Raw genomic sequence first — 22,816 nt, forward strand, 5'->3', positions numbered from 1 at the left:
CTGCTGCTCAACAAAGTCCTGATCAATCGAAGGAGGGTACACGATGTTGAATCCTAGTAAAGAGCAGGTCATCGCCCTGGCCGGACAGTACAATCTGATCCCGGTCGTCAAGCGGCTGCTGGCCGATATGGAAACGCCAATCCGTATATTTCAGCGCTATGCCCAGCGGGAATGCGCATTTCTGCTTGAAAGTGTAGAGGGAGGAAGCCAGTGGGCCCGTTATTCGTTTATCGGGACGGACCCGTTCATGATGATCTCCGGCAAGAAGGGGGAAATCGTGCTGGAGCAGGGCGGACAGAAGCAGCTCATGAAAGGGAAGCCTGTTGAGGAGCTCAAAGCGCTGCTTCGCACGTATCGAAGCCCGAAACTCGATGATCTTCCTCCATTCACGGGAGGAGCGATCGGCTTCTTCGGATACGATCTGCTGCAGTATTACGAGAAGCTTCCCGCGCATCAGGTCGACGATCTGGGGATGGACGACATCCGCTTCATGTTCTGCGACACGGTCATCGTGTTCGATCATGTGAAGCAGCAAATTTTGCTGGTCGGCAACGTGCATGTAAAGGAAGGGGACAACGACGAAGCGATCCGCAAAACGTATGACGAGGTGGACCGCAGGCTGGAGGAGATCGCGGGGCAGCTGCAAGAGCAGGGCCCGCGAGAGAATGTCAACGGCCGCAGCATTCCGGTGGATATCGACCTCGGCGAAATCAAGTCGAACATGACCAAGGAGCAGTATATGGCGAACGTTCGCCAAGCGCAGGAGTATATTCGCGCAGGGGACATTTTTCAGGTGGTGCTGTCCCAGCGCTTTCATATCGAGACGGAGGTGTCCCCGCTGCATGTGTACCGGGTGCTGAGAACACTGAATCCTTCGCCTTATATGTATTATTTGAAAATGCATGAAGAAATCATTGTCGGCACCTCACCCGAGGCGCTGGTCAAGGTCGACGGCAACCGGGTCAGCACCCGGCCGATCGCCGGCACGCGGCCGCGGGGAGCCGATGAGGCCGAAGACAGCCGCCTTGCTGCCGAGCTGCTCGCCGACGAGAAGGAGCGCGCCGAGCATTTGATGCTCGTGGATTTGGGACGCAACGATCTTGGCAGGGTGTCGGCGTTCGGCACCGTGAAATGCGACAGCTTTATGGAAATTGAGAAGTATTCGCATGTGATGCACATGGTTTCGAATGTGTCGGGGACGCTGCGGGACGACAAAGATTTCTTCGATGCCTTTCTGTCCTGCCTGCCGGCGGGAACGGTGTCCGGAGCACCGAAGCTGAGAGCGATGGAGATCATCGCTGAGATGGAGCGGGAGGCGCGCGGCGCTTATGCCGGTGCCATCGGGTATCTGGGATTTAACGCCAACATGGACTCCTGTATTACGATCCGGACGATCATATTCCGCAAGGGAAAGGCTTACGTGCAGGCGGGAGCAGGCATCGTGTGGGACTCCGTTCCGGAGAAAGAGTATGAGGAGACGGTAAACAAAGCCAAAGCGCTCCTGAAATCGATCCGGACAGCGGAAGCGATGTTCCCGCCGATCAAACAGGAGCGGGAAGTGACCAATCAGGATTATTTCTTTGAATATACACCTTAATGGACTGGAAAGGAGAGGAAAGAGCATGAGCGCAAGCGAATTGATACATGCGAGTTTGTCACAATTGATCGGAGGCGCGGATCTTTCAAGGGAGGAAGCCCGCGGACTGATGCAGTGCATCATGGAAGGAGCGGCGACATCTTCCCAGATCGGGGCGCTGCTGACGGCGCTGCGGATCAAGGGGGAGACCGTGGAGGAAATCACGGGCTTTGCCGAAGCGATGAGAAGCGTCGCGAGCCATGTAGCGACCGATAACGCAAGGCTGCTGGATACCTGCGGAACGGGCGGATCGGGGATCCACAAATTCAACATTTCCACCGTCTCGGCGATTATTTCTTCTTCCGTTTCGGTCCGGGTGGCTAAACACGGCAACCGCTCGGCCTCCGGCCGCGCGGGCAGCGCCGATGTGCTGGAGGCGCTCGGCGTTAACATTCACTTGAGCAGTGAACAGGCTAAACGGTGCCTCGAGGAAATCGGCATCTGCTTCCTGTTCGCCCAAATCTACCATCCGTCCATGAAGCATGCAGCCGCTCCGCGCAAGGAGCTCGGCGTGCGGACGGTATTTAATATGCTGGGACCGCTGACGAATCCGGCCGGAGCCGACCGTCAGCTGCTGGGAATCTACGACCGGAACAAGACCGAAACGATCGCAAACGTGCTGAAGGAGCTCGGCTCCAAACGGGCGCTCGTTGTGACCAGCCTGGAAGGGCTGGACGAAATCAGCATCTCGGGGCCGACGCAAATTTCCGAACTGCGTCACGGCGAAGTGCGGACCTATCAGATTCACCCGCACGATCTCGGGTTGGACGTCCACCCGCTTGAAGCCGTTCTGGGCGGCGATGCGGTGCAGAATGCCGCCATTATCCGTTCGGTGCTGGCAGGCGAGAAGAGCCCGTACCGCGACATCGTGCTGGCCAACGCGGGGGCATGTATCTATGTCGCAGGCCTTGCGGACAGCATCGCGGAAGGCGTACAGGCGGCAGCCCGAGCCATCGACAACGGCAGCGCATCGGCCAAACTTGAGCAACTGATCCAAATGACAGGAGAGCTGAGCTATGTATCTTGATAAAATCGTACAAACCAAACGGACCGAGGTGGCCCGACTCGCCGAGCATTTTTCACTTGCGGAAGCGGAGCGCCAAATCGCGGCGATGCCCGCGACCAAAGGGTTCCACAAGGCGCTGACTGCAGGACGCAAGCGGAGCATGGGGCTGATCGCCGAGGTGAAGAAGGCGTCGCCTTCCAAGGGTCTCATCCGTCCGGATTTTCATCCGGTGCGAATCGCCCAGGCTTATGAAGCGGCAGGGGCCGACTGCCTGTCAGTTTTGACGGACGTGGAATACTTCCAGGGGAGCGGGCAGTATTTGCGCGATGTGCGCGCCGCGGTGAACCTGCCGCTGCTGCGGAAGGATTTCATCATCGACGAGCGGCAAATTTATGAAGCCCGCCTCCTCGGTGCGGACGCGGTGCTGCTGATCGCGGCGATTCTGGAGCCCGATCAAATCGCCGCTTACCTGCAGCGGGCGGGTGCGCTCGGGCTCGACGCCCTGATTGAGGTTCACAGCCGGGAAGAGCTCGAAGCCGTGCTTGGCCTCGGAGCGGATCTGCACCAAGGAGCGCTGATCGGGATCAACAACCGGAATCTGCATACGTTCGAGACTTCCCTGGAGGCAACGGCAAAGCTTCGGGAGCTGATTCCACAAGGGATTCCGGTCATCAGTGAGAGCGGTATCGCCGGCAAAGAAGATATGGCGTATTTGGAGCAGGCGGGAGCAAGCGGCGTGCTGATCGGAGAGTATTTCATGCGCCGGGATGACATCGCGGAGGCGGTCCGTGACTTGATGGGGCCGATCTTATCCGGGGAAGAAGTGAAGCATCGTGGGTGAGACGGCGGTAAAAATTTGTGGACTTCAGGACGTTGAAGTGCTAAAATCAATGGTAAACTTGCCTGTGGATTATATCGGATTCGTATTCGCACCGAGCCGGCGCCGGGTAACGCCTGAGCAGGCTGCCCTGCTTGCAGCGCAGCTGAAGGCGTGGAAGACGCCCGAAATTCCGCAAAGCGTCGGCGTGTTCGTCAACCCGGAACTGGAAGAGCTTGCCGCGATCGTGAAGGAGGCACAGCTTGACGTCGTTCAGCTCCATGGACAGGAAAGCCCGCAATTTTGCCGGGAGGTCAAGGAGCGCTTGGGGACCCGGGTATTCAAGGTCTTATCGGTTCAATCCCTTAATGAGAATTCTGAAGCATCTATAAATCATGAACTATACGCAGGCGTGATCGATGGCCTGCTGCTTGATACATTCGATCCGGTGTATGGCGGAGGATCGGGAAGCACGTTTGCCTGGGAGGAGATACCGGCATACCGCGATTGGGCGAGAGCCCAAGGGATTCCGCTGTTTGTAGCCGGCGGACTTCTGCCGTCCAACGTGGCCGAGCTGATCGATAAGTACAGCCCGGACGGCGTAGACGTTTCCAGCGGCGTGGAAAGTGACGGAGTGAAGGATATAGACAAAATCGCAGCATTTGTGGGAAGGGTGAAGCAGGCATGACAACACAATTACCAGACAAGAACGGACGCTTCGGACCGTTTGGCGGAAGATTCGTTCCCGAGACGCTCATGAACGCGCTGATCGAGCTCGAGGAGTCATACAACCGATATTCGGACGACCCAAGCTTCCAGGAGGAGCTGAACTATCTGCTTAAGCAGTACTCCGGCCGTGAGACGCCCCTGTACTATGCGGAGCGTCTCAGCAAGCATTTGGGGAAGGCGAAGATCTACCTGAAACGGGAGGATCTCAATCACACCGGCGCCCATAAAATCAACAACGCGCTCGGACAAGGCGTCCTCGCCAAACGAATGGGCAAGACGAAGGTCATTGCCGAGACGGGAGCAGGCCAGCATGGTGTGGCAACGGCAACCGTAGCCGCACTCCTTGGCATGGAATGCAAGGTGTTCATGGGGGAAGAGGATACGAAGCGGCAGGCGCTGAACGTATTCCGGATGCAGATGCTGGGCGCCGAAGTCGTACCCGTTACGTCCGGTTCGCGCACGCTGAAGGACGCCGGCAACGAGGCGCTGCGGTACTGGGTCAGCCATGTCGACGATACGTTCTACATCCTCGGCTCTGCCGTAGGGCCGCATCCGTATCCGATGATGGTGCGCAACTTCCAGCGGATTATCGGCGATGAGACGCGCCGCCAAATCCAGGAGGCGGAAGGGCGTTTGCCGGACTATGTTGTCGCGGCCATCGGCGGCGGCAGCAATGCGATCGGCATGTTCTATCCGTTTATCGAAGACAAGGACGTCCGGTTGATCGGCGTAGAGGCCGCTGGTAAGGGTGTGGAGACCGCCTTCCACGCCGCGACGATGAGCAAGGGCACTCATGGCGTCTTCCAAGGCTCCATGAGCTATCTCCTGCAGGACGATTTCGGCCAGGTTCAGGAAGCCCACTCCATATCGGCCGGCCTGGATTATCCGGGAGTCGGACCGGAGCACTCTTACCTCAAGGATATTGAGCGCGCCCAATACGTTCCGATCACGGACCAGGAAGCGCTCGACGCGCTTCAGCTGCTATGCCGGACGGAAGGGATCATTCCGGCCCTGGAATCCGCACATGCGATCGCTGAAGTGGTGAAGATGGCGCCGCGGCTCAGTGAGGACGACATCGTCGTCATCTGCCTGTCCGGACGTGGAGACAAGGACGTGGAGTCCATCATGGCTTATACGGGAGGTAAACAGGCATGAATTTGATGGATCAAACGTTTGCCCGTCTCAAACAGGAGAATCAAACGGCGCTGATTCCGTTTCTGACCATCGGGGACCCGGATCCCGATACGTCGGTTGAAATTATAGCCGGTCTCGAAGCGGCCGGAGCCGACATGATCGAGCTTGGCGTGCCTTATTCAGACCCCTTGGCCGACGGCCCGGTTATTCAGCGGGCTTCCGAGCGGGCGCTGAAGCATCAGGTAACGATCAAAACCTGCATGGAAACGGCGGTTAGAGCGCGCAAGGCCGGGGTGAAGCTGCCATTCATCCTGTTTACTTATTATAATCCGGTGCTTCAGTTCGGGCTGGATCGCTTTTTTGAAGAGGTCAAAGCACATGAGATCAGCGGCATCATCATTCCGGACCTGCCGATCGAAGAGTCAGCCGACGTGCGTGCCCGGGCCGAACGCTCGGATATTCATGTCGTGCCGCTGGTGGCTCCGACCTCCCATGAGCGGATCAAATCGATCGTGGAAGGAGCCAGAGGCTTCATTTACTGCGTATCCTCGCTCGGCGTAACGGGTGAGCGGGCAAGCTTCCACGAAGGCGTGGAAGATTTCATCGCCAGCGTGAAGAAGTATACGGACATTCCGGTGGCGATCGGCTTCGGTATTTCGAACAGGGAGCAGGCGGTGCGCTTTTCCCGGATCTGCGACGGCGTCGTCGTGGGCAGCGCCATCGTCCGCAAGGTCGAAGAAGCCATTCCGCTGCTGCAGGACGGAGATACGCATGAGCAGGGGCTTTTGCAAATCCGTGAATTTGTGGCACAATTAAAACCATAATCTTGAGTTGAAAGTGAGGGGGGATACAGTGAAACCAAAATCCCAGATAGTGAACATTCCGGTCTATGAGCCGGGCAAACCGATTGAAGAAGTCAAGCGGGAGCTTGGTCTCAGCGAAGTCATCAAGCTGGCTTCCAACGAAAATCCTTACGGCGCTTCGCCGCGTGTGAAGGAGGCGGTGCTTGCCGAGCTCGACAACATCAGTCTGTACCCGGACGGAGGCGCGGTGGAGCTTACGGCTGAAGTGGCCCGCTTCCTGGGTGTTGAGCCCGGGCAAATCATTTTCGGCTGCGGCTCGGACGAAGTCATCGCCCTGATCTGCCGCGCGTTCTTGGTTTCCGGCGACGAGACCATCATGGCGGATCAAACCTTCTCCGTGTATAAAAGCAACGCCGACATCGAAGGGGCCGTCAGCATCGAGGTTCCGCTGGTGGACGGAAAGCATGATCTTGAAGCGATGCTCGCCAAGCTCAGCAGCAAAACGAAGATCGTGTGGATCTGCAACCCGAACAACCCGACGGGAACGATTCTCTCCGAAACCGAATTGACCGGTTTCCTGGATCAAGTTCCATCGAATGTGATGGTCGTGCTGGATGAGGCTTACTTCGAGTATGTAACCGACCTCTCCTACCCGGACGGAAGCAAGCTCCTATCCCAATATCCAAACCTGGTCGTTCTTCGGACGTTCTCGAAGATCTACGGCATGGCTTCCCTGCGGATCGGCTACGGCGTGGCTCAGCCTGAGGTCATTCAGCTGATCAACCGGGTGCGCGAGCCGTTCAACACGACGCGGGCAGCCCAGGCAGCGGCCAAAGCGGCGCTTGGTGATCAGGAATACGTGGCTAACTGCCGCATCGCGAACGCGGAGGGCATCAAGCAGCTCCAGGCCGAGTTCAACCGGCTGGGCCTCGATTACTTCCCGGCGCACGGCAACTTTATTATGGTCAATGTGCGCAAGCCTGCGGTGGAAATGTTCCAATCGCTGCTTCAGAAGGGGATCATCGTTCGCGCCGGATTCGGCAAGTATCCGAACCATGTTCGTGTGACCGTTGGATCCGAGGAACAAAATAAAGCATTTATTCACGCATTGGAGCAGGTATTGAGCGAAGATAAGGCCCAAGTGCAGTAAGTGCGAACAAACGAGTGAGGGAACATGAATACAACGAAGATTGCTATATTTGGAGTGGGTCTGATCGGCGGTTCGCTGGCGCTTTGCTTTAAAGGCAAGCCCGGCATAACCGTCGTGGGCCATGCCCATCTCCCCGAATTGGCCGACAAATATATAAGCCGCGGCGTCGTCGACGCAGCGACGCTGTCCATGGAAGAAGCCGCACTTGATGCGGACTTCATTTTTTTGTGCGTTCCTGTAGGTATGCTTGAAGAATACCTGGACCGGTTAAGCGCCCTGCCATTGAAAAAGGGCTGCATCATCACCGATGTGGGCAGCACGAAGGCAAGCATCGCACAGGCGGCGCGTGCGCATGATTTCAAGGACTTTTACTTCATCGGCGGGCACCCGATGGCCGGCTCCGAGCGTTCCGGTGTAGAGGCGGCCACGCCGCTGCTGTTTGAGAACGCGTATTACGTGCTGACTCCGCCTCCGGGCACGCCTGATCATGCTTATGACGCGCTGGCGCAGCTGCTGTCTTACACCCGCGCCCAGATCGTCAAGGTGGATCCGGTCCTGCACGATGAAATCGTCGGGGCGATCAGCCATCTGCCGCATATCATCGCAGTGGCGCTCGTGAACCAGGTGTGCGATTACAATCATTCCAATTCCTTATACCGGCTGCTCGCGGCAGGCGGTTTTCGTGACATTACCCGGATTGCATCCAGCGATCCGCTGATTTGGCGCGACATTCTGCTGGGCAACAAAAACGTGCTGCTCAGACAGCTCAAGGACTGGAATGAAGGCATCGCCGCGTTCGTAGAAATGCTGGAAAAGGGCGATGGACAGGCCATTCAAGAGGCGTTTGCCAAGGCGAACGATTTCCGCAGCGAGCTTCCGGAACGCCGCAAGGGCATGATTACGCCTAGTTTTGATCTGTACCTCGACGTACCGGATACGCCCGGTATTATCGGGAAAATCGCCACAGAGCTGGGGGTTCGGCACATCAACCTCAGCAACATGCAGATCATCGAGAGCCGGGAGGACGTCCCGGGCATTCTGCGCCTGTCCTTCAGGCAGGAACATGATTTGGAGCGGGCCAAGGAACTGCTGCAATCCATGAGTTATCAGGTATCGCAGTAAATTTTAAAACGTTTACAAAAAAACGCTTACTTTAGTGTTGACAAAATGAAAACGTATACATATAATAAAAGTACAGTATGGTTTCTCTCCACTCCTATCCAAATAAATGGCACTTTGTGCAGCCACCCGATGCGGGTGGTTTTTTTTTGCCTTTTTTTATTTTGCGGCCATTTTTTTTCTATAATCTAGCAACATTTACGGGGCGAAATTCGTCTATTAAGAGATTAGTGATGATTCAGTGTGTCCCAAAAAGCGTTATTATCTCCTTGGATTTGGCAATTCTTCTTGAGGTTCGACTGACTAGCAGGAATTAATATGTTACAATGGAAATGATATATTTGTAGAATCGTTGCCGATTTTGCCGAATACATAGCTTTTTGGACGTTTATACTGCCGCGCGGTGGCGTAAATACCGCAACTTTTCATCACCTGTTCAGTACAAACATATAACTGAATCGAACGGGGATGCTTGTGTACGGTCGAGGAGGTCACAATGGAAATGACGGATTCGCAGATGATACAGGACATCAAGAAGGGCAATGTAGAGCTCTTCTCTGAATTGATGCGCCGTTATCAGCGGAAAATATTGGCTTTTGTATATCATATGCTTAAAAGTTCACACATGGAGTTAATGGCGGAAGACCTGTGTTCAGAGACGTTTTACAAGGCTTTCAAGAGCCTGCATTCGTTTCGTGAGGTCGACGCATCGTTCTCCACATGGCTCTATACGATTGCCCGGAACACGGTGCTCAGCGAGCTGAGAAAGCAGCGCAGCGCCAATGTGCCGCTGGAGGAAAGCGGGGTTACACCGGTTGCGCCGATGGAGGTGGCTCCGGAGCAGGCCATTTTGCGCACCGAGAAGGTGGAGCTGGTTCGCGAGGCCATTAACAACCTGCCGGAAAAGCAGCGATCCGCGCTCATTTTACGGGAATACGATCAGCTCGATTACCAGGAGATTGCCGACATTTTAGGTCAAAGCGTCAGCTCTGTAAAATCTCTTCTATTCCGGGCAAGGTCCAGTGTAAAAGTTCAGCTGGAGCCGTATTTTTACGAGCTGACGTATGAAGAATATGAAGGGATGAAAAGCAAATGAATTGCGATGAGGCTCACAGCCTGTTCGGCATCGTTTTGGATTTGGAAGAAGACGATCCGAGACGGATTGAGCTCGAACAGCATACAGCCACTTGCAGTGATTGCCAAGCAGAATTGGCGTTATGGAAGGAAAGCCGGGTTCTCATGATGGAATTGCAGGAGGAGCCGACGGAAGAACAGGCGGAAGAAATCAACCGGAACGTCATGGACCGTATATACCGGGAGTCCCCGTGGCTGATTCCGGACCAGAGCAAACCTTTTGCCGTACCTGCATCTACCCGAAAACGCATGTCCTGGTGGATTGCCGGGTTTGTCATGGTATTTTTGGTGAGCTTTCTGTATTGGGCCATCATGGATAAGCCGTTTGCTAAAGAGACAGCCGAAGCGGTACCTACCGGGATTCTTCCGACCGGCGTTGCGGGTTCGTCCGTGGTGACGGAACAGGTCAGTTATGTGATCCCGAAGACGAACAGCGGGATTATCGAGCCGCTTGTCGCCGGCATGGGTCCGACCCATCCACAGTACTGGATGATTCTGTCGGTACTCGGGGTAGGAATGGCCCTCTTTTCATTGGGAAGGGTCAGCCGTATCAGGAAATAGGTTCTTTCGCATATATATATATAGAAGAAAGGGGATACGCGTATGATGATCGGTTTGATCCGTCACGGCCTGACGGATTGGAATAAGCTCGGCAAAATTCAGGGACAGAGCGATATCCCTTTGAATGAAGAGGGCAGGCAGCAGGCGGAGCGGCTTGGGGAAAGGCTGCTTCACGAACCGTACCAATGGGATTTTATCATCAGCAGCAAGCTCTCCCGCGCGCGGGAAACCGGACAAATTCTGGCCGACAAGCTCCACATTCCGCTGCTTGAGCCTGATGAGCGGCTGAATGAACGGAGTTTTGGGCAAGCGGAGGGACTGACAGCCGATGAGCGGGAAAGCCGCTGGGGCAAGCAGTGGGATGTGCATGACCTGGGCCAGGAGACGATCGAGCAGATTGAGGCTAGAGCTCTGGCGTTTATGGAGGATATGTGGACGGCTTATCCCGATAAAAACATGCTCGTCGTGAGTCACGGCGGGCTGCTGGCACAGCTGTACAAGTCACTGTACAGGGATAAATATACGGAACGGATTGGCAACCTGTCGCTTACGATCCTGGAGAAAAAGGATATCGACTGGGTACCTCTCCTCTATAACTGCACCCGCCATTTGGCGGAAAAGAACGGATAACTCGGACAAGCGCCGGGTTATTTTTTTTGCCCGGATCGAATAAAAATTGTAATAATTCCCATAATGGTAGTAAAACGGCGAGGCGATGATGACATGAATTTAGCGGATATGCTTTCGTATGCGGATATCGGCCAGCTGACTACCATTGCAAGCCACTACCAATGCCAGTGCAAGCGGAATTCCAAGCATGAACTGATCCAAAGCATCCTGGTCACGCTGAACCGGAGGGAGTTTATTGCGCAGCAGGTCAACACGGTTTCCCTTCAAGATTTACGCTTTCTGAACTCAGTCTTGTTTGACAGCAGATCGTTTTACAGCGTAGAAGATTTGGCGGCTGTCGTCCGGCAGACGGCTTTTGACCTCCCGGCAAACGAGGTGCATGAGACCCCGAGGGAAGCTATCGCCCGCTATAAGCGCAGCGGCTGGCTGTTCAACGGAATGACATCAAGCACCAAGTATCTGTTTCAAATGCCGAGTGATCTGAAGGACCGGTTCCGGGCCGAGCTTGGACACGCGCTGAAGCGAAAGGTCGTTAAATCCGGAGAGCCTCCGGTTTACCGGGAAGAGCAGGATCTGTGCGCCGAGGATCTGATGTACATGCTGAAGTATGTGAACCAGCAGGAGATCGAGCTGAATCAGGAATTCGTAATGTACAAGCGATACCAGCAGCAGTTAATGGACATGTTCCATGTCAGCGAGCCCCTGCTGACCAAAGGGGGATGGCGCTTTGGCTACGGCAGGAGCTTCAATGCATACCCCAACCGGATGGCGCTTCTGTATGACTATGCGTTCTACCACAGATATATCGAAGAAAACGGCAGCCGGCTGGAGCTGTCGGGCAAGGGCGCAGAGCTACTGGAAAGCGGGACGAAAGAGAGCATGGTACAAATTTTCCGCTTTTGGTTAAAACTTTATAAAAGCGCCATACCTAACTTGGCATCCCTCGTATATTGGACCGGGGAATGCGCCAAGGAATGGGTAACCGCCGCTTCCCTGCATGATGCTTTGGGCTGGCTGATCAAACCGTTTTATTACGACACTGCAGAGTCGATATTAAATGAAAGAATTATCGCGATGATGATGCATCTTGGGCTGATCCGCATCGGAGAAAGTCCGGAGAGCGGCATGGTTTTGAAGATGACCGCTTTCGGACAAAAGCTGGCCAGCAAAAGCCTGAACCTCGGAAGCGGCGAGCTGGAACCGCTCATTGACAAGTCATAGCCGCCTTGTTACAATCACTCCCAAAGTTAAGGGGTGATGAAAACATGCTGTTACCTTACGGCCAGCATCTGCCAAAGATCCACCCGTCCGTCTACGTCGCGGAGGGTGCCAAAATTGTCGGTGACGTTCAAATTGGACAGCAATCAAGCGTTTGGTTTAACGCCGTGCTTCGGGGTGATATGGCACCCATCGTGATCGGTGACCGGTGCAACTTTCAGGATGGAGCGGTAGGTCACGTCAATACGGACGAGCCGCTGATTCTGGAGGACGACGTCTCCGTCGGACATGCCGCCATCGTTCACGGCTGCACAATAGGCAAAGGTACATTAATCGGAATGGGGGCCATCGTACTGAACGGGGCCGAGATTGGTGAATATGCTTTAATAGGGGCAGGATCTATCGTTACTGAAAATAAAAAAATACCACCCTATACGCTTTCTCTGGGTTCGCCGGCGAGAGTGGTCCGTGAATTAACCGAAGAAGACTTGCGCAGAATGTATCGTACCACTCAAAACTATGTGGACAAGGGTAAAGAGTATAGGATGTTCTAATCAAAGGTTCGGAGGTGCATCCTAATGGATAAGATGAAAGCTACTTATGAAGTCATGTTGGGGCTGGCGGCTGAAATGGTATGGGACGAAGCGTTGCGAAAACACCGGAGCGAAGAGCTTTACCGCGAAATAGACAGGGCTCTGGCATCCGGAGACGAGGCGGCTTTCCGTAACCTGACGGATGAACTGAAGTTGCTTAATTAAGTGGAATAAATGAAAAGAAATGCAGGCATCCATGCTGCATTTCTTTTTTGTTGGGACGGCCTGCGCCAATGATTTTTACAAATTGCTGACACGGGAACAAGCATATTATAGAATGGAATGGTGAAAAATAATGGAAAGGGTGAACCCTTGAATGAAGTTCAGCGAAGTGGAAGAGGCAACATGGAGTGAGCTCTCCCCCTATTTCGACACCTGCCTCATCCCTTACACCGGCCTGTCGGGCAAAGAGTCTCCCATAGAAGCGACGGAGGCGCTGGCGCGGCTGCGGGATTTTATGGACCTGGTCGAGATCCCGTTTAAAGGGAGGATCATTACATATCCGGCCGTACAATACGGCCAAGGGGAGGATCTGTCGTTATTGCAGGAAGTTTGTCGCAATGTAAGGGAAGCGGGCTTTGCTTACGTCATTGTCATGACGGCAGACATCGAGCTGATCCAAGGTAAGATTGAAGGCTGTGATTTGGTTCTGTCCCGGAAAGTATACAATGAAGAAACGGGCGGAGCAGGTATAGCAGGCCAGATTAAGGATAAAATACAGGAAATGTGGCAGCGTGACAGCAAGATGGAAATGTGACAGAAATTCAACAATTTAATTGGCTAAATCTTCTTCCGCCTGATAAAAGAGTTGGATATTCTTGACGGTCTTATAAGGCTAATATATTATTATTATGTCCTAGTAAGTCGTGTGATAATAATCATTGAAAGCACTTTAAGACTTGGTTGACAAAGGGGGTTGAAGACATTATGAGCAACCAAAATGAGCACCATGAACCATCTCACAAACCACCCGGTCGTAAAGAAATGTCCCGTCGACAATTTCTGACTTATACATTGGGCGGTGCCACTGCTTACATGGCAGCCGGTGCAGTCCTGCCGATGGTGCGTTTTGCTGTGGATCCGATCCTGCACAAGAAGGGCGAGGGAGAGTTCATTAAAGTTGTCGAAGAAAGCAAAATTACCGACGAGCCTCAAGAATTCTCTTTTGAACTGAAGCAGCAGGATGGATGGTATGCAAGCACTGCTACATTAACTGCTTGGATACGCAAGGATGAACAGGGAAAAATCTATGCGCTGTCCCCGATCTGTAAGCATTTGGGCTGTACGGTCGGCTGGAACAATGATAAAAGCTTCCCGGATGAATACCATTGCCCATGCCACGGGGCGCGTTATACCAAAGAAGGCAAGAACTTGGCCGTTGCGCCAAAGCCGCTCGACACTTACAAAATAAAGATTGAAAACGGTTGGGTGTACCTTGGCGGAGTCGAGCCGAATACTGAAGTAAAATAGGAGGCGTAGAATCGGATGTTTAAGAATGTCTACAACTGGATTGATGAACGTCTTGATGTCACGCCGATTTGGAGAGACGTGGCGGACCATGAAGTGCCGGAGCACGTTAACCCGGCGCATCATTTCTCTGCGTTTGTATACTGTTTTGGCGGATTGACGTTTTTTATCACGGTCATCCAGATCCTGTCGGGGATGTTCCTGACCATGTATTACGTTCCGGACATCATTAACGCCTACGCCAGCGTTGAGTACCTACAGACGAAAGTAGCCTTCGGGCAAATCGTCCGCGGTATGCACCACTGGGGGGCGAGCTTGGTTATCGTTATGATGTTCCTACATACCATGCGCGTGTTCTTCACAGGTTCCTATAAGGCGCCTCGCGAAATGAACTGGGTTGTGGGTATGCTGATTTTCTTTATCATGCTGGGCTTGGGCCTGACAGGCTATCTCCTTCCTTGGGATAACAAAGCCTACTTTGCAACAAAGGTTACGCTGGAAATTGCGAATTCCGTTCCATGGCTTGGGCCGATCATTAAGGAATTCCTGCAGGGCGGTACGATTGTAGGTGCCGAGACGTTAACGCGTTTCTTCGCACTTCACGTCTTTTTCCTCCCGGCCGTGTTGCTCATTCTTCTGGTCGGACATTTTATCATGATCCGCAGACAGGGCATTTCCGGTCCACTATAATAAGAAGGGAGGAATATCGATGGCACACGGTAACAATTCAAAAGAAAAAGTGGTGTATGTCGGTGACTCGCGCGTCCGTAAAGGCAACGGGTTCATTACACCGCCGGACTACACGTCGTATCCAGGCAAATCGGAAGCGTTTATCCCTAACTTTCTTTTGAAAGAATGGATGGTCGGTGTTGTCGTACTTGTCGGATTTCTGGTGCTTACCATTGCGGAGCCGGCTCCACTGTGGTTCCCTGCGAACCCAAGTGCGTCCATTATCCCGATGCCTGACTGGTACTTCTTGTTCTTGTACCAATATCTGAAATTGCCGTACGCGTCCGGAAGTTACGTCGTTCTCGGCACGATTGGTGTAAGCGGTGTAGCGTTTGGTTCACTGCTGCTGGCTCCTTTCCTGGACACTGGCAAAGAGCGCCGTTTTTACCGCAGACCGATCGCTTCCTCGCTGATGTTTCTCTCTTTGATCGCCGTGGTGTACCTGACGAACTCCGCATGGCACCACTACAAAGAAGAAATGGCTGCAACCGGTCAAATTCCGGAGAACATCCAGCGTGAAGAGAAAGCTGCCGAAAACAAGGCAAAAGGACTTCCGACGACCAGCGCGAACCAGCAAAAAGAGATCGCGATCGTCGATAAAGAAGATCCGGCAATGGAATCTTATAAAAAAGCAGGCTGCATTACCTGCCACGCAGCGGATATGAAAGGTGCTGCAGGTCCGTCTCTCCGTGGAGTCGGCGACAAACATAACAAAGAAGACATTCTGAAAATCATCAAAGAGGGCTATGAAGGTAAGATGCCTGCCATGTACGACTCAGCAATCGCTGCAGGCCTGACCGACAAAGACATCGATCATTTGGCAGAATGGCTTTCGAAGCAAAAGGCAGAGCAATAAACGGCCATACTTATGAAAACCTGATCGTATTTACGATCAGGTTTTTTTAAGAGATCAGAAAGTATGCTTACATGTTAAAAACACAATGAACGAAGCTCAATAACCCAGTTTTAGCGGTAAAGGGATCGTGGGAGTACAAGGAGGGACAAGCGTGTCGATCGCTTATTTCTGGAGCCGTTCGCTCCTCGGAAACCGGGGATTTTTATGGCTCCTGTTATGGTGCAACCTGCTCGGAACAGTATACGGTTACTATTGGTATGCGGAACAAATGGAATATACCGTGGCGAACAACCCCTTCTGGCAGGTCATTTTCGTTCCGGACAGTCCGACGGCAAGCTTATTTTTTACGATCGCAGTCTATATGCTGCTGTATCCGCCTAAGACGAAGTTCGGCTACGGATTCCGGCTGCTGATTGAGGCGCTGGCCGTCGTCACGTCGGTGAAATACGGCATCTGGGCGGTGAGCATCATATTTGCCGGATATGCACAGGGATCCCCGCTGGTATGGCAGGACTGGATGCTGGTCCTCTCCCATTCGGCGATGGCCATTGAAGCGCTGCTGTACGTCCGTCTGTTCAAGTTAGGCGAGACGATGCTGATTCCGGCTGCGGCCTGGACATTCCTGAACGATACGGTGGACTATACATACGGGGTATTTCCTTGGCTGCCCGTTCAGCTGATGGACGATATCGCGAGCGTACAATATTTTACCTTCGGTTTGACGCTGTTCAGCGCGCTGCTGGCTTGGCTTGTCATCAGACAGGCAAGGCGCTGACTTCAAGTTCAGTTCTAGGGACATCCCTTCTGCCATACATATACGGTAGGAGGGATGTCCCATGTTACGTAGAGGCACGGCTGCCAGATGGAGCCTGGCGGTCATCCTGGTGCTGCTTGGACTCGGCTGCAGTCTATCCTGGGTGGCGGCGGACGCCGAAACGCTGTCGGCTGCAGGAGGCTCAGGCGGGAATGCTGAGGCGGTGAAGCAGGCGGAGCAGCTCGATATGCTGGCCGACTCGCTATATCAGCATGTACTGGAAGGTAACATCAATCTCGTCCGGCAGGAAATTCTGCAGGCCAGCGATATATTTGAGCATTCATCCTTTCAAGGCTTGACGAGTGTGGAAGGATTTCATGCCTTGTCGGAGAGCTTGGTGGAAATGAAGGAAGTGACGAATCAGGCGCAAATCCAGCAGGAACAATGGCAGACCGCTTCGGCCAAATTCCGGTTGGCAGCGGACAGCCTAAGCCACCCCAAGCAGCCGATGTGGATGCAGTACTACAAGGTGCTCCGTGAGGATCTGAGCGAAATGAAGGCCCGGGCGGCCGCTGCCGACTCCCGGGGGATGAAAGCGGCTTACGAGAGCCTACAGAACCATTATGAGATCATCCGCCCGGCCGTGATCATCCAGCGTAAGCCGGAGGAAATCACAGCAGCAGATGCCTGGGTATCTTATGCAGGCGGCTTGGTTCAGTCTTCATCGTCCTCGGCTGCCGAAATTCAGGATGTCGTGACTTCCGGCGAGGAAGTGTTTAACGGCTTATTCGGTAAGAAAAAAGACGATAACCCGGCTTTCGCCCCCATTGACGAGGTTAACGGACTGTGGCCGTGGACCTTCTGGGCCGGCTCGTTCATCATCCTGATCCTGACTTATACCGGTTACCGGAAATATAAAGGGGAGAGGGACAGCTTTAAAAGCGTGAAGCCCAAAGAGCTGTAGTTCATATGGGGTACTGGGCCGCATTTGCTGTCCATTGGAAAAGCCCGCCGGCTTCAACAGCCGGCGGGCTTTTTTGTGCTTTTGATTATTCTTCCTTAAAACCTTCGCCGTGAACGTCATGCACATCACTAATGATGACGAATGCCCGCGGGTCCACCGATTTCACAATATCGTTGAGCCTGCGGATCTCCTGGCGTCCGACGACGCAGTAGGCCATATGCTTGGCCTGCTTGGAGTACGCGCCTATGGCCGGAATCAGCGTAACGCCCCGCTCCATCTCGACCGTGATTTGGTCGGCGATTTCCTGGGCGTGGTCGCTAATAATCGTAAAGGCTTTGGCTGCATAGGCACCTTCCTGGATAAAGTCAATCACCCTGGAGGCGATGAAGACGGCTACGAAGGTGTACAGGATCCGTTCTCTAGGGATGAAGAACAGGGAAGCCCCGATAATGATAATATCGATCACGAGGATAACCCGTCCCATGCTCCAGCCAAATCGCCGGTTGCAAATGCGTGCAATGATATCGGATCCGCCGGTCGTCCCGCCGAAGCGGAAGACGACGCCCAGTCCGGCTCCGAGAGTGACGCCTGCATACAGGGAAGCCAATATGTAGTCTCTTTCCGTTTGAAACGGTGTGATCCACCCGGCATCAATCAGCTTTTCGATGAACCACAGAAAAAACGTCAGCGATGCGATCCCGACGCCCGTATAAATCATCTGTCTGCCGCCAAGGATCTTCCAGCCGAGAAGGAAGAGCGGGATGTTCAGCACCAGGGTCGACAGGGAAGGCGGAATGGAAAATGCATAATTCAGGAGGACCGTTACCCCAGTAACGCCCCCTTCCATCAGCTGGTTAGGGATAATGAAATAAAGCAGGCCGAAGGCATATACGGCAGAGCCCAAAATGATGGGCAATACGAGCTTGAGCTGAATAAACAACTTGGATGAACTCATGAAATCCCCCGCAATACCAGAAGTAGGAAGAAAGGTTTTTCTTCGCTCCATTCCATAGTATACCTTTTTCCCCGGCGATTAAAAAATATTTGTTTTCATTTCCGCTTTGCGATAACATATGGAGTAAACTAGCGTCCGGCGTGACGTGAAGCATTGTACATACGAAAGAGGGGGACGGTTCGGTATCATGGAGAAGTCATTGGCAGAGATGCAGCGGGAAGTCGACCGGTACATCTCCCAGTTCAAAGAAGGGTATTTCAGTCCGTTATCGATGCTGGCAAGGATGTCCGAAGAGGTCGGTGAGCTGGCCCGCGAGGTGAACCACCGGTTTGGGGAAAAGCCAAAGAAGCCTTCCGAAGCGGATAATTCCATTGAGCTTGAGCTCGGAGATATATTGTTCATAACGATGTGCTTTGCGAATTCGCTGGGGATCGACCTGACGGAAGCGCATGACAAGGTCATGCACAAATTCAATACGCGCGATAAGGACCGTTGGACGAAAAAGGACACCGATTAGGCGAAATGAACATATGCTGTAGGAAAACCGCCTGAACGGGGGGAGCAGCTATGCAGTCCGAACCTTTTGTCCAAAAGGCTTACCATTGTATTTTGCAGAACGATTTTGAAGAAGCACTTCATTGGTTTGAAGCAGCGATCGCCGAAAACCCCGAGGATGCAGAAATTCATTATAGATGCTCCGTAACCTATGCAAGAAGCAACCGGCTGGATAAGGCCATGGAACGTGCGCTGGAAGCCTCCAGGCTTGCACCCGATAAGTCGGAATACGGTTTGTATGTTCAGCATTTGCAGGCGATGCGCATCGTGCAGGATGCGAAGAAAACGATCGATTCTCCCGATGTAGCACCTGCCCATCAATTGTATGATACGGTATCTATTTTGAAGGAAGCGGTGCGGCTCGACCCGCTCTACGGGGAGGCGTATATTTGGCTTGCGCTTGCCTACAGCCAGCTGAACGAGCACGCGCTTGCCATATCGGCTATCAAGGAAGTCATCGCCCTTCAACCCCATGACCACGGCCTGCAGGATATGCTGGAGCAGTTAAAAGGCCGGCTAAACTCGTATTTATACGATTCATCCACCTAAATAGAATGAACTAAAGTTTATCTCATGTAATGTCTGGATCCCCGGGTCATTTCCGTGTCAGAAAAGGACTTTCTTTAGTTCATTCTATAAATCATGAGAAAGTGGGGAGCTAACATGTCAACCATCAAAGTAGCCGTCGCAGGAGCAGCCGGCAGAATGGGCAAGGAAGTCGTCAAACTGGTACTCGAGGATTCCGATCTGGAGCTGGTTGCCGCCGTCGGACGGTCCGGTGAGGGGACGGACGCGGGCACTTTGGCCGGGCTGCCGGAATGCGGCGTGAAGCTGACCTCCGATCTGGAGATGGCATTGGTCGAAGGAAAGCCGGACGTGCTGGTGGACTTTACGACACCGCAGTTCGCATACCCCAACACGACTTTGGCCGTAGCCCATGGGGTTCGTCCCGTGATCGGCACGACAGGCTTCACCCCGGAACAAATCGAAGAGTTGGACAAGCAGTGCAAGGAGAAAGGGATCGGCGGGCTGATCGCACCGAATTTCTCCATCGGGGCCATACTGATGATGAAATTTGCCGCGCAGGCGGCCAAGTATTTTCCTCATCTCGAAATCATGGAATTCCATGGGGATCAGAAGCTCGACGCGCCTTCCGGCACCGCCATCAAAACGGCTGAGATGATTGCTCAGAACCGCCAGGAGATCCGCCAGGGAAATCCGAACGAGGAAGAGACGATTGAAGGCTCGCGCGGAGGATATTATAACGGTTTCCGCATTCACAGCGTCCGCCTTCCTGGCGTGTTCGCCCAGCAGGAGGTATTGTTTGGAGGCTTTGGCCAAACGCTGAAGATCCGCCACGATTCCTATGAGCGGGCAGGATATATGCCTGGCGTCAAAATGGCGGTCGAGAAGGTTATGACGTACGAGGGTATGGTTTACGGGTTTGACCATTTTATAGAGTAGTTCAGGAGGGGTTACAACATGCTAAAAATCGCATTCATCGCACACGACCGAAAAAAAGACGAGATGGTCAACTTTGTCACGGCTTATGAGCATGTGTTTGAGGGACACCAGCTGTATTCCACAGGAACGACCGGACAGCGGATTATGGAGGGCACCAACCTGAAAATCCACCGGTTCATGTCGGGTCCGCTCGGCGGTGACCAGCAGATCGGGGCGCTCGTGGCCGAGAATGAGATGGACCTCATTATTTTCCTGCGGGATCCGCTGATGGCTCAGCCTCACGAGCCGGACATCAATGCGCTTCTCCGTCTTAGTGACGTCCAGGGGATTCCGCTTGCGACCAACATCGCAACGGCCGAAATTTTGGTCAAGGCGCTGGACCGCGGAGATTTTGCCTGGCGCGAGCTGGTACATAAATATAAGCCGGGTGCTGAAATATGAGTGAACGGCTGGATATTCTGATTTTCGGCGCCCATGCGGACGATGCCGAAATCGGGATGGGCGGCACGATCATCAAACATGTGCAGGCCGGGCTTAAAGTGGGGATCTGCGATTTGACCTATGCGGAAATGTCCTCTAATGGAACGGTCGAGCGCAGAAAGCAGGAAGCGGCGGCCGCGGCTGGCGTTCTTGGTCTTTCCATGCGGAGCAGCCTTGGACTGCCGGACCGTGGACTGTTCATCACTCCGGAACATGTGGAGGCCATCACGACGGAAATCCGCCGTCATGCGCCGAGGGTCGTATTCGCTCCGTATTGGGAAGACCGCCATCCCGATCATGTAGCCTGCAGTAGGCTGGTTGAGGAAGCGGTGTTCAACGCCAAACTGCGCCGGTACATGCCGGACAAGCCGCCTGTACAGGTGGAGCAGCTGTATTTTTACTTCATTAATGATATGGGCAGAGCCGATTTGATGGTGGATATTACCGCACAGCAGGAAATAAAGGAACAGGCGCTCCTGTGTTACCGGTCGCAGTTTGAGATGACTCCGGTTGAAGGAGAAACGGTGGTTACCCCGCTGAATCAGGGATATATCGAACGCGTCAGATCCCGCGACCGGCTGACCGGCCAGCGCAGGCTCATTCCCTACGCGGAAGGCTTTGCGATCAAGTCGCCTTACGTCGTGGACATGTTCATTGGAGGATCCGAATAATGACCGATAGACAGGACTGAAGTCAAGCGCCCAATCTTTAGGCTTGATTTCAGTTCTGACTTTTTATAAGCTGAAAGCGCGCAATCGAAATACCCGGTAGAGCGGTTGTCCGCTGTAAAATGAAACGTCGCCAGACGTTTTTAATATTCTCTGGGTACATAATATAGAGAAGGCATGTAAAGAAGGGGGGACACGAAGCTTGGGTCAATCACTTAAAATTGGCATCACCTGCTATCCGTCACTCGGAGGCTCAGGTGTAGTCGCGACCGAGCTCGGCAAGCTGCTGGCCGAAAAGGGCCACCAGGTACATTTTATTGCCCACAGCATTCCATTCCGGCTGGGAGGGCAATTCCATAAAAACATTTTTTATCATGAGGTTGAAGTCAGTGATTATTACGTATTCCGCTATCCTCCTTATGACTTATCCCTTGCGACCAAAATGGCACAAGTGGCCAATATGCAGCAGCTGGACATTTTGCACGTCCATTACGCGGTTCCTCACGCGGTGTGCGCCTTCTTGGCCAAGCAGATGGTAGGAAGCAACCTGAAGGTGGTCACGACGCTTCATGGCACGGATATAACGGTACTGGCGCAGGACGAATCGTTAAAGGATCTGATTCGCCTTGCGATCAACGAAAGCGATGCGGTCACGGCGGTATCCGGAGACTTGATCCGGGAAACCCGTGAAGTGCTGGATATCAGCCGCGATATCGATCTGACGTACAATTTTGTGGATAAGCGCATCTATTATCCGCGCGATACGTCCTCGCTTCGCGGCGACTATGCCGAACCGGACGAGAAAATTTTGATGCATATTTCCAACTTCCGCCCGGTCAAACGCGTCGGTGACGTCGTGGACATCTTCGCCAAAGTCAACGAGCGGATGCCTTCCAAGCTGCTGTTCGTCGGGGAAGGTCCGGAGCTGCCGAAGGTCCAATGCAAGATCAAGGAGCTCGGACTGGAACATAAAGTCCACTTTTTGGGCAAGCAGGACGAGATCGCACAAGTCATCTCATTGGCTGACGTGCTTCTTCTTCCATCGGAAAAAGAAAGCTTCGGCCTGGTTGCGCTTGAAGCGATGGCATGCGGCGTTCCGACGGTGGGATCGCTCGCCGGTGGAATTCCCGAACTGGTGGTTCACGGTGAGACCGGGTTCCTGTCACCGATCGGAGATACGGACCAGATGGCCGATCAAGTGCTGCGGCTGCTGACGGACAGCGATCTTGCCGCACGGTTCCGCGAGGCCTGTCTGACACGGGCATGCCGGGAATTTTCCGACGCATTAATCACACGCAAGTATGAACAGATCTATTATCGCGTTCTCGGACGCGAGGTGCCCCAGCTGGATGCGGTGTGCAGATAAGAGGTAGTCATTTAGGGGGTCATGGAAA

General features: G+C 53.5%; 27 protein-coding genes. 26 read left to right on the forward strand and 1 reads right to left on the reverse strand.

Annotation, left to right across the window (positions count from 1 at the left end; translation table 11 throughout):
* The first annotated feature begins 43 nt into the window (after positions 1 to 43).
* The 20 genes from trpE (at position 44) to K2F33_RS18635 (ending at position 17,300) form a co-directional block, all read left to right on the forward strand.
* Positions 44 to 1,597 carry an anthranilate synthase component I gene (gene trpE / locus K2F33_RS18540; RefSeq protein ID WP_263878220.1) on the forward strand — a complete coding sequence of 518 codons (1,554 nt, stop codon included), beginning with the start codon at positions 44 to 46 and terminating at the stop codon, positions 1,595 to 1,597.
* A 25-nt stretch (positions 1,598 to 1,622) separates the two neighbouring features.
* Positions 1,623 to 2,663, forward strand: coding sequence for an anthranilate phosphoribosyltransferase (gene trpD, locus K2F33_RS18545; RefSeq protein WP_076170102.1), 1,041 nt, complete (start codon positions 1,623 to 1,625; stop codon positions 2,661 to 2,663).
* Entirely contained in the window at positions 2,653 to 3,483 is an 831-nt protein-coding gene (gene trpC / locus K2F33_RS18550; RefSeq protein WP_212967851.1) for an indole-3-glycerol phosphate synthase TrpC, read from the forward strand. The genes trpD and trpC overlap by 11 nt, the downstream gene beginning before the upstream one ends.
* Complete coding sequence (locus tag K2F33_RS18555; RefSeq protein WP_145131993.1) at positions 3,476 to 4,147, forward strand: phosphoribosylanthranilate isomerase; 672 nt, start codon at positions 3,476 to 3,478, stop codon at positions 4,145 to 4,147. The genes trpC and K2F33_RS18555 overlap by 8 nt, the downstream gene beginning before the upstream one ends.
* On the forward strand, positions 4,144 to 5,343 hold the full coding sequence (trpB, locus tag K2F33_RS18560; RefSeq protein ID WP_145131995.1) for a tryptophan synthase subunit beta: 1,200 nt from the start codon (positions 4,144 to 4,146) through the stop codon (positions 5,341 to 5,343). The genes K2F33_RS18555 and trpB overlap by 4 nt, the downstream gene beginning before the upstream one ends.
* The gene (gene trpA, locus K2F33_RS18565) at positions 5,340 to 6,146 is read left to right on the forward strand and encodes a tryptophan synthase subunit alpha (protein ID WP_163879307.1); all 807 of its coding nucleotides are present in this window, start codon (positions 5,340 to 5,342) and stop codon (positions 6,144 to 6,146) included. The genes trpB and trpA overlap by 4 nt, the downstream gene beginning before the upstream one ends.
* A 28-nt stretch (positions 6,147 to 6,174) precedes the next feature.
* The gene (gene hisC, locus K2F33_RS18570; protein WP_263878221.1) at positions 6,175 to 7,275 is read left to right on the forward strand and encodes a histidinol-phosphate transaminase; all 1,101 of its coding nucleotides are present in this window, start codon (positions 6,175 to 6,177) and stop codon (positions 7,273 to 7,275) included.
* Positions 7,276 to 7,299: 24 nt separating this feature from the next.
* A complete protein-coding gene (locus K2F33_RS18575) occupies positions 7,300 to 8,397 on the forward strand; it encodes a prephenate dehydrogenase (RefSeq protein WP_212967853.1) in 1,098 nt (365 codons plus the stop codon).
* A gap of 499 nt (positions 8,398 to 8,896) precedes the next feature.
* Complete coding sequence (locus K2F33_RS18580) at positions 8,897 to 9,490, forward strand: RNA polymerase sigma factor (protein ID WP_145137328.1); 594 nt, start codon at positions 8,897 to 8,899, stop codon at positions 9,488 to 9,490.
* Positions 9,487 to 10,089: an anti-sigma factor family protein gene (locus K2F33_RS18585; protein WP_076170109.1), complete on the forward strand. Its 603-nt coding sequence runs from the start codon at positions 9,487 to 9,489 to the stop codon at positions 10,087 to 10,089. Before K2F33_RS18580 ends, K2F33_RS18585 begins: the two co-directional genes overlap by 4 nt.
* Positions 10,090 to 10,131: 42 nt before the next feature.
* On the forward strand, positions 10,132 to 10,719 hold the full coding sequence (locus K2F33_RS18590) for a histidine phosphatase family protein (RefSeq protein WP_263878222.1): 588 nt from the start codon (positions 10,132 to 10,134) through the stop codon (positions 10,717 to 10,719).
* A 93-nt stretch (positions 10,720 to 10,812) separates the two neighbouring features.
* Positions 10,813 to 11,940 carry a hypothetical protein gene (locus K2F33_RS18595; protein WP_089548042.1) on the forward strand — a complete coding sequence of 376 codons (1,128 nt, stop codon included), beginning with the start codon at positions 10,813 to 10,815 and terminating at the stop codon, positions 11,938 to 11,940.
* A 44-nt stretch (positions 11,941 to 11,984) separates the two neighbouring features.
* A complete protein-coding gene (locus K2F33_RS18600) occupies positions 11,985 to 12,491 on the forward strand; it encodes a gamma carbonic anhydrase family protein (RefSeq protein ID WP_145132007.1) in 507 nt (168 codons plus the stop codon).
* A 24-nt stretch (positions 12,492 to 12,515) separates the two neighbouring features.
* On the forward strand, positions 12,516 to 12,695 hold the full coding sequence (locus K2F33_RS18605) for an IDEAL domain-containing protein (protein WP_076170113.1): 180 nt from the start codon (positions 12,516 to 12,518) through the stop codon (positions 12,693 to 12,695).
* A 151-nt stretch (positions 12,696 to 12,846) separates the two neighbouring features.
* On the forward strand, positions 12,847 to 13,287 hold the full coding sequence (locus K2F33_RS18610) for a DUF2487 family protein (RefSeq protein ID WP_145132009.1): 441 nt from the start codon (positions 12,847 to 12,849) through the stop codon (positions 13,285 to 13,287).
* Between the two features lie 170 nt (positions 13,288 to 13,457).
* Positions 13,458 to 14,000 carry a Rieske (2Fe-2S) protein gene (locus K2F33_RS18615; RefSeq protein ID WP_179232023.1) on the forward strand — a complete coding sequence of 181 codons (543 nt, stop codon included), beginning with the start codon at positions 13,458 to 13,460 and terminating at the stop codon, positions 13,998 to 14,000.
* A 15-nt stretch (positions 14,001 to 14,015) separates the two neighbouring features.
* Positions 14,016 to 14,687 (forward strand): menaquinol-cytochrome c reductase cytochrome b subunit, encoded by a 672-nt coding sequence (gene qcrB, locus K2F33_RS18620; RefSeq protein ID WP_076170115.1) that lies wholly within the window; start codon positions 14,016 to 14,018, stop codon positions 14,685 to 14,687.
* Between the two features lie 19 nt (positions 14,688 to 14,706).
* The gene (locus K2F33_RS18625) at positions 14,707 to 15,582 is read left to right on the forward strand and encodes a menaquinol-cytochrome c reductase cytochrome b/c subunit (RefSeq protein WP_076170116.1); all 876 of its coding nucleotides are present in this window, start codon (positions 14,707 to 14,709) and stop codon (positions 15,580 to 15,582) included.
* A gap of 151 nt (positions 15,583 to 15,733) precedes the next feature.
* Positions 15,734 to 16,357: a DUF1405 domain-containing protein gene (locus tag K2F33_RS18630; RefSeq protein WP_145132010.1), complete on the forward strand. Its 624-nt coding sequence runs from the start codon at positions 15,734 to 15,736 to the stop codon at positions 16,355 to 16,357.
* Positions 16,358 to 16,418: 61 nt separating this feature from the next.
* Positions 16,419 to 17,300, forward strand: a complete 882-nt coding sequence (locus K2F33_RS18635) for a sporulation protein YpjB (protein WP_212967856.1) — start codon at positions 16,419 to 16,421, stop codon at positions 17,298 to 17,300.
* Between the two features lie 85 nt (positions 17,301 to 17,385).
* Here K2F33_RS18635 and K2F33_RS18640 read toward each other — a convergent pair whose 3' ends face one another.
* On the reverse strand, positions 17,386 to 18,255 hold the full coding sequence (locus K2F33_RS18640; protein ID WP_145947635.1) for a YitT family protein: 870 nt from the start codon (positions 18,253 to 18,255) through the stop codon (positions 17,386 to 17,388).
* Positions 18,256 to 18,442: 187 nt separating this feature from the next.
* Here K2F33_RS18640 and K2F33_RS18645 point away from each other — a divergent pair, with 187 nt between their 5' ends.
* The 6 genes from K2F33_RS18645 (at position 18,443) to bshA (ending at position 22,788) form a co-directional block, all read left to right on the forward strand.
* The gene (locus K2F33_RS18645) at positions 18,443 to 18,772 is read left to right on the forward strand and encodes a nucleotide pyrophosphohydrolase (protein ID WP_076170120.1); all 330 of its coding nucleotides are present in this window, start codon (positions 18,443 to 18,445) and stop codon (positions 18,770 to 18,772) included.
* Between the two features lie 50 nt (positions 18,773 to 18,822).
* The gene (locus tag K2F33_RS18650) at positions 18,823 to 19,359 is read left to right on the forward strand and encodes a tetratricopeptide repeat protein (protein WP_263878223.1); all 537 of its coding nucleotides are present in this window, start codon (positions 18,823 to 18,825) and stop codon (positions 19,357 to 19,359) included.
* 114 nt (positions 19,360 to 19,473) lie between these two features.
* A complete protein-coding gene (gene dapB / locus K2F33_RS18655) occupies positions 19,474 to 20,274 on the forward strand; it encodes a 4-hydroxy-tetrahydrodipicolinate reductase (protein WP_263878224.1) in 801 nt (266 codons plus the stop codon).
* A gap of 18 nt (positions 20,275 to 20,292) precedes the next feature.
* Positions 20,293 to 20,715, forward strand: a complete 423-nt coding sequence (gene mgsA, locus K2F33_RS18660) for a methylglyoxal synthase (protein WP_076170123.1) — start codon at positions 20,293 to 20,295, stop codon at positions 20,713 to 20,715.
* Positions 20,712 to 21,425: a bacillithiol biosynthesis deacetylase BshB1 gene (bshB1, locus tag K2F33_RS18665; RefSeq protein ID WP_089548034.1), complete on the forward strand. Its 714-nt coding sequence runs from the start codon at positions 20,712 to 20,714 to the stop codon at positions 21,423 to 21,425. The genes mgsA and bshB1 overlap by 4 nt, the downstream gene beginning before the upstream one ends.
* Before the next feature lie 199 nt (positions 21,426 to 21,624).
* Positions 21,625 to 22,788 (forward strand): N-acetyl-alpha-D-glucosaminyl L-malate synthase BshA, encoded by a 1,164-nt coding sequence (gene bshA, locus K2F33_RS18670; protein WP_076170125.1) that lies wholly within the window; start codon positions 21,625 to 21,627, stop codon positions 22,786 to 22,788.
* The last annotated feature ends 28 nt before the right edge of the window (positions 22,789 to 22,816 follow it).

The organism is Paenibacillus sp. PSB04, assembly GCF_025809195.1.
Taxonomy (GTDB): Bacteria; Bacillota; Bacilli; order Paenibacillales; family Paenibacillaceae; genus Paenibacillus_AQ; species Paenibacillus_AQ favisporus.

What these genes read in the sequence shown, in the direction of transcription:
- trpE (WP_263878220.1), top strand. Translation starts at nt 44, where the DNA reads ATGTTGAATCCTAGTAAAGAGCAGGTCATCGCCCTGGCCGGACAGTAC.
- trpD (WP_076170102.1), top strand. Translation starts at nt 1,623, where the DNA reads ATGAGCGCAAGCGAATTGATACATGCGAGTTTGTCACAATTGATCGGA.
- trpC (WP_212967851.1), top strand. Translation starts at nt 2,653, where the DNA reads ATGTATCTTGATAAAATCGTACAAACCAAACGGACCGAGGTGGCCCGA.
- trpB (WP_145131995.1), top strand. Translation starts at nt 4,144, where the DNA reads ATGACAACACAATTACCAGACAAGAACGGACGCTTCGGACCGTTTGGC.
- trpA (WP_163879307.1), top strand. Translation starts at nt 5,340, where the DNA reads ATGAATTTGATGGATCAAACGTTTGCCCGTCTCAAACAGGAGAATCAA.
- K2F33_RS18575 (WP_212967853.1), top strand. Translation starts at nt 7,300, where the DNA reads ATGAATACAACGAAGATTGCTATATTTGGAGTGGGTCTGATCGGCGGT.
- K2F33_RS18580 (WP_145137328.1), top strand. Translation starts at nt 8,897, where the DNA reads ATGACGGATTCGCAGATGATACAGGACATCAAGAAGGGCAATGTAGAG.
- K2F33_RS18585 (WP_076170109.1), top strand. Translation starts at nt 9,487, where the DNA reads ATGAATTGCGATGAGGCTCACAGCCTGTTCGGCATCGTTTTGGATTTG.
- K2F33_RS18590 (WP_263878222.1), top strand. Translation starts at nt 10,132, where the DNA reads ATGATGATCGGTTTGATCCGTCACGGCCTGACGGATTGGAATAAGCTC.
- K2F33_RS18595 (WP_089548042.1), top strand. Translation starts at nt 10,813, where the DNA reads ATGAATTTAGCGGATATGCTTTCGTATGCGGATATCGGCCAGCTGACT.
- K2F33_RS18600 (WP_145132007.1), top strand. Translation starts at nt 11,985, where the DNA reads ATGCTGTTACCTTACGGCCAGCATCTGCCAAAGATCCACCCGTCCGTC.
- K2F33_RS18605 (WP_076170113.1), top strand. Translation starts at nt 12,516, where the DNA reads ATGGATAAGATGAAAGCTACTTATGAAGTCATGTTGGGGCTGGCGGCT.
- K2F33_RS18610 (WP_145132009.1), top strand. Translation starts at nt 12,847, where the DNA reads ATGAAGTTCAGCGAAGTGGAAGAGGCAACATGGAGTGAGCTCTCCCCC.
- K2F33_RS18615 (WP_179232023.1), top strand. Translation starts at nt 13,458, where the DNA reads ATGAGCAACCAAAATGAGCACCATGAACCATCTCACAAACCACCCGGT.
- qcrB (WP_076170115.1), top strand. Translation starts at nt 14,016, where the DNA reads ATGTTTAAGAATGTCTACAACTGGATTGATGAACGTCTTGATGTCACG.
- K2F33_RS18625 (WP_076170116.1), top strand. Translation starts at nt 14,707, where the DNA reads ATGGCACACGGTAACAATTCAAAAGAAAAAGTGGTGTATGTCGGTGAC.
- K2F33_RS18635 (WP_212967856.1), top strand. Translation starts at nt 16,419, where the DNA reads ATGTTACGTAGAGGCACGGCTGCCAGATGGAGCCTGGCGGTCATCCTG.
- K2F33_RS18640 (WP_145947635.1), bottom strand. Translation starts at nt 18,255, where the DNA reads ATGAGTTCATCCAAGTTGTTTATTCAGCTCAAGCTCGTATTGCCCATC.
- K2F33_RS18645 (WP_076170120.1), top strand. Translation starts at nt 18,443, where the DNA reads ATGGAGAAGTCATTGGCAGAGATGCAGCGGGAAGTCGACCGGTACATC.
- K2F33_RS18650 (WP_263878223.1), top strand. Translation starts at nt 18,823, where the DNA reads ATGCAGTCCGAACCTTTTGTCCAAAAGGCTTACCATTGTATTTTGCAG.
- dapB (WP_263878224.1), top strand. Translation starts at nt 19,474, where the DNA reads ATGTCAACCATCAAAGTAGCCGTCGCAGGAGCAGCCGGCAGAATGGGC.
- mgsA (WP_076170123.1), top strand. Translation starts at nt 20,293, where the DNA reads ATGCTAAAAATCGCATTCATCGCACACGACCGAAAAAAAGACGAGATG.
- bshB1 (WP_089548034.1), top strand. Translation starts at nt 20,712, where the DNA reads ATGAGTGAACGGCTGGATATTCTGATTTTCGGCGCCCATGCGGACGAT.